The organism is Pseudomonas fakonensis (assembly GCF_019139895.1).
Classification (GTDB): Bacteria; Pseudomonadota; Gammaproteobacteria; order Pseudomonadales; family Pseudomonadaceae; genus Aquipseudomonas; species Aquipseudomonas fakonensis.
The window spans coordinates 5,089,566-5,101,783 of record NZ_CP077076.1; the positions used below are offsets into that span (position 1 = coordinate 5,089,566).

The following is a 12,218-nucleotide window of genomic DNA, read 5'->3' on the forward strand; positions in this document are numbered from 1 at the left end:
GAGCCCCCGAAACAAAGACCACAGTTGCTACAATCGGCGTCAGAAAATTCCGAGAATTCCCGCCATGAATGAGTCGATCCGTTTAACCCAGTACAGCCACGGCGCTGGCTGTGGCTGCAAGATCTCCCCCAAGGTGCTGGATGTGATCCTCGCCGAAAGCGGCGCCCAGGCACTGGACCCAAAACTCTGGGTGGGCAACACCTCGCGTGACGACGCCGCGGTATACGCCCTGGACGACGAGCGTGGCGTGGTCTCGACCACCGACTTCTTCATGCCCATCGTCGACGACCCGTACGACTTCGGCCGCATCGCCGCCACCAACGCCATCAGCGACATCTACGCCATGGGCGGCGACCCGCTGATGGCCATCGCCATCCTCGGCTGGCCGGTCAACGTGCTGCCACCGGAAGTGGCCCGCGAAGTAATCCGCGGTGGCCGCGCGGTGTGCGCCGAGGCCGGCATCCCGCTGGCCGGCGGCCACTCCATCGACGCCCCCGAGCCGATCTTCGGCCTGGCCGTCACCGGCGTGGTCAGCAAGCGCCACCTCAAGCGCAACGACACCGCCCGCGCCGGCTGCAAGCTGTACCTGACCAAACCGCTGGGCATCGGCATCCTTACCACCGCCGAGAAAAAAGCCAAGCTGCGCCCGCAGGACCAAGGCCTGGCCCGCGACTGGATGTGCACCCTGAACACCCCCGGCAGCCGCTTCGGCAAACTTGCCGGCGTGCTGGCCATGACCGACGTCACCGGCTTCGGCCTGCTCGGCCACCTGGTCGAAGTGGCCGAAGGCAGCGGCCTGACCGCGCGCCTGCAATACAGCGCCGTACCGCGCCTGCCGAGCGTCGAACACTACCTGGCCGAGGGCTGCGTGCCCGGCGGCACCCTGCGCAACTTCGAAAGCTACGGCCACAAGCTCGGCGCCCTCAGCGACGAGCAGAAGCACCTGCTGTGCGACCCGCAAACCAGCGGTGGCCTGCTGGTGGCGGTCGCCCCTGAAGGCGAGGCCGAGTTCCTCGCCGTGGCCAGGGAGCTGGGGCTGGACCTTGCGCCAATCGGCGCGCTGGTCGAGCGACAGAGCCACGCAGTCGAGGTGCTCTGATGCGCCCAGACTGCACCCAGTTGCACCAGCTGTTTCTCGACGACGTGCCGCTGATGGACATGCGCGCCCCGGTCGAATTCACCAAGGGCGCCTTCCCCGGCGCCGTCAACCTGCCGCTGATGACCGACCAGGAGCGACACAAGGTCGGCACCTGCTACAAGCAGCAGGGCCAGGCCGCCGCCATCGCCCTCGGCCACCAACTGGTCAACGGCGCCATCAAGCAACAGCGCCTGGAGGCCTGGGCCGCCTTCGCCAAGGCCCACCCCGACGGTTACCTGTATTGCTTCAGGGGCGGCCTGCGCTCGCAGATCGTCCAGGGCTGGCTGCAAGAAGCCGGCATCCAGTACCCGAAAGTGGTCGGCGGCTACAAGGCCATGCGTACCCTGCTGCTGGAGACCACCCAGCAGGCGGTGGCGCAGTGCGACTTCGTACTGGTGGGCGGCCTGACCGGCACCGGCAAGACCGATGTGCTGCACCAGCTGGACAACGTGCTCGACCTCGAAGGCCACGCCAACCATCGCGGCTCCAGCTTCGGCAAGCGCGCCACCGCGCAGCCGGCGCAGATCGACTTCGAGAACGCCCTGGCCATCGACCTGCTGAAAAAGCGCCACCGCGGCATCGGCCAGTTCGTGCTTGAGGACGAAGGCCGCATCGTCGGCAGCTGCGCCGTGCCGCTTGAGCTGTACAAAGGCATGCAGCAGTACCCGCTGGTGTGGCTGGAGGACAGCTTCGAAAACCGCGTGCAGCGCATCCTGCGCGACTACGTGACCCAGCTGTGCGCCGAGTTCGTGGCCGTGCACGGCGAGGAGGATGGCCGCCGGCAGTTCGCCGAGCGCCTGCGCCAGAGCATGGCCAACATCCACAAGCGCCTGGGCGGCGAGCGCTTCCAGCGCCTGGCCGAGTTGCTGAACCAGGCTTTGGACGAGCAGCTACGCAGTGGCGAGGTGGGCCTGCACCGTGGCTGGATCGAAGGCTTGCTGAAGGAGTATTACGACCCGATGTACGCCTACCAGCGCGATGCCAAGGCTGACCGTATCGAGTTTGCCGGCGACGCGGTCGAAGTACGCGAATACCTCAAGGCCCGGGCCCAGCGCGGGCTGCGCACCGGGCGCTAGCCCCACCACCTGCTCGGGCTCCTACAGGTACTGCGCTGGCCTGAAGGCTATGCGATCCCTGTAGGAGCGGCCTTGTGTCGCGAAAGGGCTGCGCAGCAGCCCCAGGGTGTGGGCCCCATGCAAAATCGCCGGGGCTGCTGCGCAGCCCTTTCGCGACACAAGGCCGCTCCTACAGGTTCGCGCAAAATCGAACAGGCTGGTCACTGCCCCGGGCTGAGCACCCGCTCCAGTTCCGCTGCACGCTCCTTGCTCATGTCCATGAAGCACATCGCCCCTTCGATACGGTACAGGCTGCCATCGCTCAGGTTGCGGTGGAACGCGCAATTGCCGTCGCGGTAGGCGATCCACTTGCGCTGCACCTCGCGCAGGGCCTTTTGCTGGGCGGGGTCGAGCTTGCTCAGCAGCTGCTTGTACACCCGGTTCAGGCGGTCGTCCTGCAGCTTGGTCTCGGCCTGGATGCAGGCGCCCATGGCTGAGGTGCTGGAGGCCTTGTCCATGCACTGGGTGTAGCTGGAGGAGTAATCGTCGGCCTGGGCTGTGGCCGCTGCCAGCAAGGCGATGCTGGCGAACAGGAAGGGCTTGAACATGGGCGTTCCTTTCAGAAGTAGGCGGGAGCAAGCCTAGCACCCGCTTTCCCACAGCTCTGTAGGGATTGCGCTACAACATCTGCTCCGGCTGTGGCGGTGCCACCACCTTGTGCGGCTCGAAACGCATGCTCGGCATTTGCGTGCCGACGTAAAACGCCACACCCAGCGCAGCCATCAGCGCCACATCGAACCAGCGCCAACCTGGCACTTCGGCCGCGCTTTTGGCCTTCCAGCACCACCATGCCTGCCCGGCGCAGAACAGCAGGATCGCCCCCAGCCACAGGTAGTAACCGGCGCCAAAGCCGGTTACGTCCTGAAAACCGTAGGTGCGGCTGTCGGGCAAACGCTCGATGCCCAGGCTGGAAATCGCCAGATACAGCGCCACCAGGCCAAAGCCCAGGGCCAGCCGGCGGAACCGCCGGTGGGCCAGTATCGCCAGCGCCAGCAGCGGGTTGGCAAACCACTGGTACATCTCGAACGGGATGCCCCAAAGGCCGTACAGCAAAATCTGCAGGGCCGGCAGGTGCCGCCCGGCCCCGGTCAGAACAGCGTCGAAACACAGGCTCGACAAATACAAAAGCAAGCTGAAAGTCAGATACAAGGCGGGCAAGGGAACGAACCTGGGCAAGCGGGACAAGCTGCGACCATAACCCAGCCCCTGCCCCGCCTCCAAACCCTCAGTAAGTGCCGCGCAGGGTCAGCATGAAGTTGCGCGGTTCACCGTAGTAGTTGCCGTAGGTCGAAGTGCCGACGGTCTCGTAGTACTTCTTGTCGAACAGGTTGTTGCCGTTGAGGGTCAGGTCCCAGTGCTCGTCGACACGGTATTCCACCAAGCCGCTCCAGGTCGCGTAGCCAGCCTGCTTGTAGTCGAACGGCACCAGGTTGCTGGTGACATTGCCGTTGACATCGGTGCTGGCCGCCTCGCCAGTGACGTAGGTGGCGCTTTGCACCTGCACCCCGCCGCCCACCTTGAAGTCGTGCAGCACGCCCGGCAGGCGGTAGGTGGTGTACAGCTTGAACAGGTGCTTGGGCATCACCGTGCTCAAGGCCGTGCTGGTGGCGCGATTGCGGTTGAGGTTGAAGGTGTAGCCGCCGGTCAGCATCCAGTCTGGCAGCAGCTCGCCGGACACCTCCACATCGATGCCCTTGCTCATCACCTTGCCGTTGGGCAGCCAGCAGCAACTGCCGGCGAACAGGTTGTTCTGCTGCGGGAAGGCCGGGTCGCGGGTGGCCTCGTTCTCACGGGTGGTGTAGTACAGGGCAATGTTGGTGTTCAGGCGGCCATCGAACAACTCGCCCTTGAGCCCGGTTTCGTAGGTCTTGCCGGTCATCGGCTCAAGGGTGTTGTTGCTGCCCAGGGGGCCGGCCAGGCGGTTGGACTGCGGCCTGAAGATTTCCGAGTAGCTGGCGTACGCCGACCATTGGTCGTTGAGGTCGTAGACCACACCGCCAAACGGCGTGACCTTGGTGGCGATGCGCTGGTCAGGGTTGGACACCGTGGTCCAGGCGCCGCTTTGCAGCGTCTGGTAGGTCTGCCAGAAGTGATAGCGCTGGGCCCGCCCGCCAACGATCAGGTGCAGCGGTTCGGCCAGCTGCAGGCGCAGGCTGGCGTACAGGCCGTACTGGCGCTGGGAGTTGGGGCTGTAGTCGCGGGTGTAGTTGCGGGTATTGGACTGGTCGGGGAACGGCGTCGCATCCGGGTCGAACACATCCACCCCGCCCCCTGCGCCGGCATGCGGTGCAGTGCCCAGCCAGCGGCTGTCGATGCGCTGGTAGTCGGCGCCGACAGTCAACTCGTGGTCCAGCCCGAACGCCTCGAAATGCCCCGACAGGTTGGCGTCGTACAGGTGCTGCTGGTTTTCCTGGCGGCTGAGGGTGCCGTACCAGGTCGCCCCGGTGCCGGTGTTCGGGTTCACTGCGTTCAGGGTGGAGGCGGTCTTGAACAGGCCCAGGTCCCAGATGTTGGTGTAGCTGAGGTTGAGCTTCCAGTCGTCGTTGATGCGGTGGTCGAGCTTGGCGAAGTACTCGCGCGCCGTCACATCGATGTACGACCAGTTCTGGGTCAGGCCGGTGTGCCGTGGCAGGCCCAGGTCGGCGCCGGTGGAATAGCGCGGTACCGAGCTCTGGGTGCCGGTCTCGTGGGATTTGTTGTAGCGCACGCCGAAGGTGAGCATGGTGTCGTCGGTCACGTCGGCTTCGAACACGCCGTACACCAGCGGCTTTTCGGTGGCGCGGTGGTCGATGAAGTACTGGCGGTCGGTATTGGCCACCACCAGCCGCCCGCGCAGGCGGCCGTCCCAGCCCAACGGGCCGGACAGGTCGATCTCCTGGCGGTAGTTGTCCCAGCTGCCGGCCGACAGGGTGAACTTGAACTGGTTGTAGGCCGTGGGCCGCTTGCGCACCATGTTGATGATGCCGCCCGGGTCGCCCGTGCCACCAAACAACGCCCCCGAGCCCCGCAGCACCTCGATGTGATCGAACTCGGCCAGGTCGAAGATATTCGACGAATAGAACGAGCCCATGGCCGTACCCAGCGATTGCGGCGCGGCGCCGTCGATCTGCAGGTTCTGGATGGAAAAGCCGCGGGAGATGAAGTCCTGGGTGCGCACCGTGGTGCTCTGGGTGATCACCCCGGGGGTGGCTTTCATGGCCTGGTTGATGTCGGTGATCTGCTGGTCTTCGATCAGCTGGCGGGTCAGCACCGATACCGACTGCGGTGTCTGGCGTACGCTGGTGGGGGTCTTGGAACCGACGCTGACCAGCCCCGGCGCGTAGGAGCCGGTGTTCTCGGTGCTCTCACCCATGCCCTGCCCGGCCACAGTAGTCGCCCCCAGCTCCATCACCCCGGCGCCCAGCGGCGCCTGCGGCTCGGCCACCAGGCGGTAGCCGTTGTCGCTGCGCTCGCTGCGGTAGCCGCTGCCGGCCAGCAGCACGGCAAAGCCGCTATCCACCGCGTACAGCCCGCGCAGGCCGTCGCTATGGCGCCCGGCCAGGGTTTCTGGCTGGAACACCACCGCCACCCCGGCCTGCTGGGCGAAGCTGCCCAAGGCTTCGGCCAGGCTGCCGGCGGGCACTTCGTAGTGGCGGCGGGCTTCGTCCTGGGCGGTGGCTGGCGCGGCCATGACGGGCAGCGCAAGGCCGGCGAAGGCCAGGCGCAGGCACAGCGACAACGGGTTGAGGACGGGGCGGCCAGGGAATCGGCGCATGGCGGGGTGGCTCCATTCTTGATTGGTTGGCCTTTTGAATGACGGGCCACTCGGCAGAAGCGGAACCACGGTTCTTTAGTTTTTTGCAGGCACGCGCTCGACGCTCGTCCACCACGGGCCAAAGCGCCTGACCTGCACGGGCAGCGCTTCGGCCAGCAACTGCAGGGCACGCTCGCTGTCGTCCAGCGGCAGCACCGCCGACACCTTGATGCCGTGCAGCGCGGCACGGTCAAAGCGCAGCAGGCCGCGACGCTGGGCGGCCAGGGCATCGAGCACCTGGTCCAGCGGCAAGCCGTCGGCCACCAGTTGGTGTTGCTGCCAGGCCAGGTCGATGCGCTGCGGGTCGATGGCCGGCAATGGCCCTACCCGTTCGCGCTCCACCCAGGCACGCTCGCCACGCCCGGCGACGATATAGCCACCGGCCTCGGCACTGCGCGCCTCGACCCGCGACTCGAGCATGGTCAGCTCGCTACGCCCGGCCCCTTCGCTGACCACGAAGCGCGTGCCCAGGGCGCGGAAGCTGCCCTCGTCGGTCTGCACCACGAACGGCCGCGCAGGGTCGTGGGCGACATCCACCAGCACCTGGCCGCGCAGCAGGCGCAGGCGCCGTTCGCCCGCCGTGAACTGCAGGTCCACGGCAGAGTTGCCGGCCAGGGTGACCTGCGAGCCATCTTCAAGGGCCAGGCTGCGCCACTCGGCGGGCGCGGTGCGCGCATCGGCCAGCCAGACCTGCGGCTGAACACCTCCCAGTTGCAAGCCACCCAGCAGCGCAGCTGCCAGGGCCAGCCCCAGCAAGGTGCGCCGCGCCGCTGGGGTACGCCGCGCCGGCAGGTTACCGGCTGCCAGCGCGGCCGATACCGGGCCACGCTGCTCGCGCAAGCCCTGCAACTGGTGGATGACGCCCTGCATGCGCTGCAGTGTGGCCTGGTGCCGTGGGTCGGCTAGCAGCCAGTCATCCAGTTCGGCCTGCTCGCCGGCATCCAGGGCGCCCTCACCCAGGCGCAACACCCACTCGGCAGCCTGTTCCTCGATGCCGGCCACCCTCAGCCCTCGCCCAGGTCCAGCGCCTGGTGGCAGTGCACCAGGGCCTGGGCCAGGTACTTGCGCACCATGCGCGGCGAAATACCCAGGCGCTCGGCGATCTGCGGCTGGCTGAGTTCGTCCAGGTAGTAACCGACAAACGCCTCGCGGGCGTTGGGGTGCAGGCCTTCGAGCAAGAAGGCGATCTGCTCCAGGGCTTCGAGGGTGAGCAGAATACGCTCCGGCGACTGGTGCCCGTCGAGGGCCTCGACGGTTAGCGCCAGCTCGGCCAGGTAGGCGTTTTCGATCTGCTGGCGGCGGGCCTGGTCGATCACCAGGCGGCGCGCCGTGGTGCTCAGATAGGCCCGCGGCTCACGCATGCCCAGCAGTGCATCGCGCGATGCCAGAATGCGCACGAAGGTGTCCTGCACCAGGTCCGCCGCGCGGTGCGAGCAGCGCAGCTTGCGCCGCAGCCAGCCGAACAGCCAGCCATGGTGCTCGGTGTACAGCTGTTCGAGCGGGTACGGGCTCGGCGTGTCGGCTGCGGGCATGGAATCACCGGGACGTAAGTGAGAATCGTTACCGAATGTTATCCATTGCCACGCGCTTTATGCAACCGGCGGTTCCAGCAGCAGCCCGTACAGGCCCGAGTCCGACAGCTCACCGGCCACGCACCAGCGCGCGCGCAGCGTGCCTTCGAGCACAAAGCCCTGGCGCTCCAGGGTGCGTGCCGAGCCTTGGTTGCGCGGGTCGATCTCGGCTTCGAGGCGGCGCAGGTGCAGGGTATGGGCCAGGTAGTCGATGAAGCAGGTCAGCGCCTCGTCCATGTAGCCACGGCCTTGTACCTCGCGGGCCAGGCAGTAGCCGATCTCGCCGCGGCGCGAGGGCTGGTCGAGGTTGAACAGCTGCACCATGCCGATCAGCTCGCCGGTGTCGCGGCGGTACATGCCCAGTTTGAGCATCTGGCCGCTGGCGTAGGCTTCACGGTCGGCGGCCAGGGCGCTTTCGGCTTCGGCCAGGGTTTGCCAGGGGGCGTGGTACCAGTAACGCATCACCTCGGGGTCGGCCATGATGGTCAGCCAGCGCTGCGCATCGCCATGGCGCATGGGGCGCAGTTGCAGGCGTGGGCTGTCGAGGCACAGGTCGCTGGGGAAACTGCGGGGGTCGGGCACACCGGGACTCCTGTCCGATTGTGGGAAAGATGACAGTCTAGCGTCAGGGGAGGTGCGGGAGGTAGGGGGCAAAAGGCGCAGGGCACCTGTAAGCCCTGATGCAATTCACAGACAGGCACCTGCATGCGCTGATGCCATCCCCTCCCCCAATTTCCCAATGTTTAACCCCACCACATTCCTGTAGGCAAAGGCCTGCAAACCCTGAGGCAACGTCCGAAGCCACCGCAAGACTGGTCCGGCAGACCCGGCCCCCATCATCCCTTTAGGGTTTCACTTCCATTTCGAAGGAGTGATCCCCCATGGCTTTCCACGGCTACCTGTCCATCAACGGCGCCCGCCAGGGCCTGATTTCCGCTGGTTGCTCCACCGAGGCCTCGATTGGCAAACATTGCCGCAGCGGCCACACCGACGAGGTGATGGTGCTGTCGCTGGCCCATCAGATTCTCAGCGGTGACAACAACCAACGTGCCCTGCACCAGCCGGTGCTGATCAGCAAATTCATCGACAAGGCCACCCCGCTGCTGGCCCAGGCCATCGACAGCGGCGAACGGCTGGACTGCGACTTCAACTTCTACCGCACCAACCCGGCCGGCCACCTGGAGCGATACTTCACCCTCAAGCTCTCCGGCGCGGTGCTGGTGGAACAGCGGGTCGACATGCCCCATAGCATGCTGCAAAGCGACCAGGAGGCGCAGGAACACCTGGCCATCCGCTACCGCGACATCAGCTGGATCCACCACACCGGCAGCACCTCGGCCCACGCCGCCTGGCGTGAAGCAGAATGAGCGCCCGGCAAGGCAACTACCCGCTCGGGCCCGATTACTGGGAGGTGAACCAGGCCGCCACGCGGCTGACGGCTTACGCCTGCAGCGTCAGTGCGCGGCATTTGCGCCACGGGATGGGGCGGGTGATGTTCAACCGGGAGGTGGCGTATTTCGCCAAGCAGGTGGCGGACAAGGTGGCGCTGGGGGAGCTGAGCCCGGAGGACGGGTTGAAGGTGCTCAGGGCCGAAGAGGTGAGTTTGTGGGAGCAGGCTGAAAGGCTTGGTCGGCGGGCTGTCGGATTGGCTGTCGGATTGGCTGGAGGGGTGAGCCAGGTGGCCACAGGGGCGGGGGCCTGTGCGACAGGCCCGGGTCTATGCAGCTATTTCGGCGCCCCCGTATTTGCCCATGGTGTAAACAACATTTATGAAAATGGAAATAACTTATGGAACGGGAGAGATGACACCGTGGGGCCCATTCGCAAGGGATATCAAGAGGCAGCGAAGAAGCTGGGGTATGGAGAGAGAGAGGGGAACCTTGCTTATTATTCGGCAGATTTGGGGATGGCGGGATATGGAGTGTTTTTCCGTAAACCGCTGAAGCCAGGGGCATGGCGCTTATACAAATATCACGATATCGATCGTGTTCGTGCATTTCGATTGATGGGGGTCAGCACGCTGTTTTTTGAAGGGGCGGTGAGCGGCATCACGGTGTATCAGATGATCGTGGAGTACTTCAAAAAGTGATCATGACAGTCATTCTTTTCTTTGCCGCAGACGTGTTCGTCTCATTGAACATCCGGCATTACTTGATGAAGAAAGACCCATTACTGATCTTCGTCATTGCTGGATATATTTATAACGCCATACTTGGCGCTCTTTATTTATACCTCACCCAACGCAAAGAACTCGCAAAGGCACCTGCCATAACCGAGCTTTACTCAACACTCCTGCCCGGCTCACTTATATTTTGTTTTTGCATGTTCTTTTTTCACTTATGGGCATTTGCAAGTGGTTTGAGGACCTACCCTGGCAAATATAAAGATCTTGGTTAGCCGCAATGCCTGTCTTGAGATTGCATCAGGGCTTACAGGTGTTCGACGGGAGCTTTGCAGCGCCTTCGAGATCGAGCGCCGCCCGCGCGGCGCTTCGCGGGTAAACCCGCTCCCACAGTTTGTTTCGGGCCAGTCTTTCCTGTGCCATCACCTGGTCCGCCTTGTTGGTTCGACGCGATTTCGGCGTGTGCGTTGCCGCCGCTGCACATGACTCAAGGCATGCACCAAGGCGAACAGCGGTACTTTCACAGGAATAATTGGCCCGAATCAAACTGTGGGAGCGGGTTTACCCGCGAAGCGCCGCGCGGGCGGCGCTCGATCGCATAGGCGCTGCAAACCTTTCGGCGGGCACCTGTAAGCCCTGATGCAATTCACAGACAGGCACCTGCATGCACTGCCGCCATCCAAAGGCATGCACCTACCAGCCCTCCCCCTCACCTGGCCCGGTTCATCCCCAGCTCCATGTCATCGATCAACCCTTTGGCCAACCCGCTGAGAATCCGCGCGGCGCTGCCGGCCTTGCGGTCGTTCTCCATTTCGGCTTCGGTGGTCAGGTGGGAAATGCAACCCAGCAACACCGACAGGTCGCTGAACGCCTGCTCGAACGGGACGCCCGGCTGGATGCGGAACAGCTCAAGGCAGGTGGTCTTGCCTCTGGTCATGCCCTGCGAGGAATCATCGGTCATGGCTCTTCCCTCCGCGCAATGGCGTGGTTGATCAGCAGGACCACCAGATGGGACAGGATGGCCGAGTTATCCAGCATGATGCCGGGGCGGTGCTGTTGCGGGCATTCGACGTAGGCGTGGACGGTGTCGACCAGGGTTTCCATCAGGTTGGCGGCGTGGGCCATGGCGGCCTCGGGGGTGAGGTCCTGGATGATGGTGAGGTAGGGGATTGGAAAAGGTGGATCAGGTACAAGTTTTTTCATGGTGTTCTCCTTAAGCACCGGGAAACAACCACCTCCATCCTTCTCACAGACAAGGGTGGCAGTCGTACGCATGGTGAGAAGACCGTGTGAACACCAGCCACGGCCGGGCCGAAACCCGCACGCGTACGACCGCCATTAAAATGGAAAGCCGTATTGGTGAACACACCGGGCTTCTCACACCCGGTCGCCAAATGTGACGACCCAGCGACGTTACCCCCGGGGTATTTCCCAGCCAATGTGGCAGCTTCCGACAGGCGCGTAGGATAGGTCCGAAACTTGGCCCGGTTGAAGGATTTTGTTTCAAGTTGGGAAATGTCTTACAGGGGTTTGGGATGAGGGGATGTTGGGGGCCAACAGTGCCTGTTTTAAGGTTGCATCAGGGCGGGCAGATGCACGCCACAACCCTGACAGCGCCTTTGAGATCGAGCAATGCTGGCGCGCACTCATTCAAGGATCATGGATGTCACGACGTAACGACCACCTGAAGTTTCAGGTGTATCGAGGGACAGCTTACCGTCGGGCCCTTGAGCTTCTGGCCGAGGAACAAGCCACGCTGGACCCGCCGGACATCGATGTATCCCGAGTCAGGCTTGAACCCATTACCCACGCTGCCGTTGAGGCAAGCGATGGATGGGGTGAGGAAGGTGCACTGCTGTCCTGGGAGGATGTGTCGGCATGGAAGCATAAATGGCCAAAAGGGATCGACCTGGCACTCTGGTACGGTGTTGAGCTCTGCGGCATGGCCTATGCCAATGCCCGAGACAGTAGGATCACCATCAAGCTGATACTTCTCGAAGGTAAGCCCGACGACACCCACCCCCTCAAGGGATACGTGTTGCCTGTAACACTTACCGCAATCGATGCATTTGCCCGAATGCTGAAGCTGCAATGGATTGAAATCCAGGATCCAGCGACCGGCGCAATCCCCTGGTACCAGCAGCACGGCTTCGCGTTCGACGATCAGCGGCGCCTTGTCATTTCAGTAGGGGCCGAATAACATGCCCGAAGTCAATCATCATCTTCAGGGATGCATGCGATGAAAAAGCAGAAAGCAAAACCACTTCTGGTTGCCGCATTCAAAGCGGAAGCCCAGCGCTTGGGCGGATCAATTTCTGCAAATCAACGTCGTTTCATGGCTGCTGCCAAGCTTGGCCGCCAAATGGAACCCACTGGTGTGATGGCAGGCTGCGCGTAGCCTGTATGAACATTTGAAGAAGCCGCCCACGGGCGGCTTTTTTATGCCTGGAATAAATCGGGACGCAATCCAGAACCCATC

The 12,218-nt window shown here is 63.8% G+C and carries 15 protein-coding genes; 7 read left to right on the forward strand and 8 right to left on the reverse strand.

Annotated elements, in window-relative coordinates:
- Positions 1-64 precede the first annotated feature (64 nt).
- Both selD and mnmH read left to right on the forward strand, forming a co-directional pair.
- The gene (gene selD / locus KSS94_RS22480; protein WP_217840245.1) at positions 65-1,099 is read left to right on the forward strand and encodes a selenide, water dikinase SelD; all 1,035 of its coding nucleotides are present in this window, start codon (positions 65-67) and stop codon (positions 1,097-1,099) included.
- Entirely contained in the window at positions 1,099-2,214 is a 1,116-nt protein-coding gene (gene mnmH / locus KSS94_RS22485; protein WP_217840246.1) for a tRNA 2-selenouridine(34) synthase MnmH, read from the forward strand. The genes selD and mnmH overlap by 1 nt, the downstream gene beginning before the upstream one ends.
- A gap of 200 nt (positions 2,215-2,414) precedes the next feature.
- Here mnmH and KSS94_RS22490 read toward each other — a convergent pair whose 3' ends face one another.
- The 6 genes from KSS94_RS22490 to KSS94_RS22515 all read right to left on the reverse strand — a co-directional run bounded on the left by KSS94_RS22490 (position 2,415) and on the right by KSS94_RS22515 (position 8,199).
- Positions 2,415-2,801, reverse strand: coding sequence for a lysozyme inhibitor LprI family protein (locus KSS94_RS22490; protein ID WP_217840247.1), 387 nt, complete (start codon positions 2,799-2,801; stop codon positions 2,415-2,417).
- A gap of 70 nt (positions 2,802-2,871) precedes the next feature.
- Complete coding sequence (locus tag KSS94_RS22495; protein WP_217840248.1) at positions 2,872-3,411, reverse strand: hypothetical protein; 540 nt, start codon at positions 3,409-3,411, stop codon at positions 2,872-2,874.
- 67 nt (positions 3,412-3,478) lie between these two features.
- Positions 3,479-6,007 carry a TonB-dependent siderophore receptor gene (locus tag KSS94_RS22500; protein WP_217840249.1) on the reverse strand — a complete coding sequence of 843 codons (2,529 nt, stop codon included), beginning with the start codon at positions 6,005-6,007 and terminating at the stop codon, positions 3,479-3,481.
- Positions 6,008-6,082: 75 nt separating this feature from the next.
- Positions 6,083-7,048: a FecR family protein gene (locus KSS94_RS22505; protein ID WP_225935812.1), complete on the reverse strand. Its 966-nt coding sequence runs from the start codon at positions 7,046-7,048 to the stop codon at positions 6,083-6,085.
- A gap of 2 nt (positions 7,049-7,050) precedes the next feature.
- The gene (locus KSS94_RS22510; RefSeq protein WP_217840250.1) at positions 7,051-7,578 is read right to left on the reverse strand and encodes a sigma-70 family RNA polymerase sigma factor; all 528 of its coding nucleotides are present in this window, start codon (positions 7,576-7,578) and stop codon (positions 7,051-7,053) included.
- A 57-nt stretch (positions 7,579-7,635) separates the two neighbouring features.
- Positions 7,636-8,199 (reverse strand): GNAT family N-acetyltransferase, encoded by a 564-nt coding sequence (locus KSS94_RS22515; protein WP_217840251.1) that lies wholly within the window; start codon positions 8,197-8,199, stop codon positions 7,636-7,638.
- A gap of 299 nt (positions 8,200-8,498) precedes the next feature.
- Here KSS94_RS22515 and KSS94_RS22520 point away from each other — a divergent pair, with 299 nt between their 5' ends.
- Genes KSS94_RS22520 through KSS94_RS22530 form a run of 3 tightly spaced genes read left to right on the forward strand, consistent with a single transcriptional unit; the run spans position 8,499 to position 10,014 of the window.
- Complete coding sequence (locus KSS94_RS22520; RefSeq protein WP_217840252.1) at positions 8,499-8,984, forward strand: Hcp family type VI secretion system effector; 486 nt, start codon at positions 8,499-8,501, stop codon at positions 8,982-8,984.
- On the forward strand, positions 8,981-9,706 hold the full coding sequence (locus KSS94_RS22525) for a DUF4225 domain-containing protein (protein ID WP_217840253.1): 726 nt from the start codon (positions 8,981-8,983) through the stop codon (positions 9,704-9,706). The genes KSS94_RS22520 and KSS94_RS22525 overlap by 4 nt, the downstream gene beginning before the upstream one ends.
- A gap of 2 nt (positions 9,707-9,708) precedes the next feature.
- Positions 9,709-10,014: a hypothetical protein gene (locus KSS94_RS22530; RefSeq protein ID WP_217840254.1), complete on the forward strand. Its 306-nt coding sequence runs from the start codon at positions 9,709-9,711 to the stop codon at positions 10,012-10,014.
- A gap of 434 nt (positions 10,015-10,448) precedes the next feature.
- Here KSS94_RS22530 and KSS94_RS22535 read toward each other — a convergent pair whose 3' ends face one another.
- A complete protein-coding gene (locus KSS94_RS22535; protein ID WP_217840255.1) occupies positions 10,449-10,700 on the reverse strand; it encodes a DUF3077 domain-containing protein in 252 nt (83 codons plus the stop codon).
- On the reverse strand, positions 10,697-10,942 hold the full coding sequence (locus tag KSS94_RS22540) for a hypothetical protein (protein WP_217840256.1): 246 nt from the start codon (positions 10,940-10,942) through the stop codon (positions 10,697-10,699). Before KSS94_RS22540 ends, KSS94_RS22535 begins: the two co-directional genes overlap by 4 nt.
- 460 nt (positions 10,943-11,402) lie before the next feature.
- Here KSS94_RS22540 and KSS94_RS22545 point away from each other — a divergent pair, with 460 nt between their 5' ends.
- Positions 11,403-11,939: an N-acetyltransferase gene (locus tag KSS94_RS22545; protein WP_217840257.1), complete on the forward strand. Its 537-nt coding sequence runs from the start codon at positions 11,403-11,405 to the stop codon at positions 11,937-11,939.
- A gap of 39 nt (positions 11,940-11,978) precedes the next feature.
- Positions 11,979-12,137 (forward strand): hypothetical protein, encoded by a 159-nt coding sequence (locus KSS94_RS22550; RefSeq protein ID WP_217840258.1) that lies wholly within the window; start codon positions 11,979-11,981, stop codon positions 12,135-12,137.
- The last annotated feature ends 81 nt before the right edge of the window (positions 12,138-12,218 follow it).

Bases quoted from the DNA above. Each gene is read 5' to 3' on its own strand.
- selD (WP_217840245.1), top strand. From the start codon at position 65: ATGAATGAGTCGATCCGTTTAACCCAGTACAGCCACGGCGCTGGCTGT.
- KSS94_RS22540 (WP_217840256.1), bottom strand. From the start codon at position 10,942: ATGAAAAAACTTGTACCTGATCCACCTTTTCCAATCCCCTACCTCACC.
- KSS94_RS22490 (WP_217840247.1), bottom strand. From the start codon at position 2,801: ATGTTCAAGCCCTTCCTGTTCGCCAGCATCGCCTTGCTGGCAGCGGCC.
- mnmH (WP_217840246.1), top strand. From the start codon at position 1,099: ATGCGCCCAGACTGCACCCAGTTGCACCAGCTGTTTCTCGACGACGTG.
- KSS94_RS22510 (WP_217840250.1), bottom strand. From the start codon at position 7,578: ATGCCCGCAGCCGACACGCCGAGCCCGTACCCGCTCGAACAGCTGTAC.
- KSS94_RS22530 (WP_217840254.1), top strand. From the start codon at position 9,709: ATGACAGTCATTCTTTTCTTTGCCGCAGACGTGTTCGTCTCATTGAAC.
- KSS94_RS22550 (WP_217840258.1), top strand. From the start codon at position 11,979: ATGAAAAAGCAGAAAGCAAAACCACTTCTGGTTGCCGCATTCAAAGCG.
- KSS94_RS22525 (WP_217840253.1), top strand. From the start codon at position 8,981: ATGAGCGCCCGGCAAGGCAACTACCCGCTCGGGCCCGATTACTGGGAG.
- KSS94_RS22520 (WP_217840252.1), top strand. From the start codon at position 8,499: ATGGCTTTCCACGGCTACCTGTCCATCAACGGCGCCCGCCAGGGCCTG.
- KSS94_RS22500 (WP_217840249.1), bottom strand. From the start codon at position 6,007: ATGCGCCGATTCCCTGGCCGCCCCGTCCTCAACCCGTTGTCGCTGTGC.
- KSS94_RS22535 (WP_217840255.1), bottom strand. From the start codon at position 10,700: ATGACCGATGATTCCTCGCAGGGCATGACCAGAGGCAAGACCACCTGC.
- KSS94_RS22545 (WP_217840257.1), top strand. From the start codon at position 11,403: ATGTCACGACGTAACGACCACCTGAAGTTTCAGGTGTATCGAGGGACA.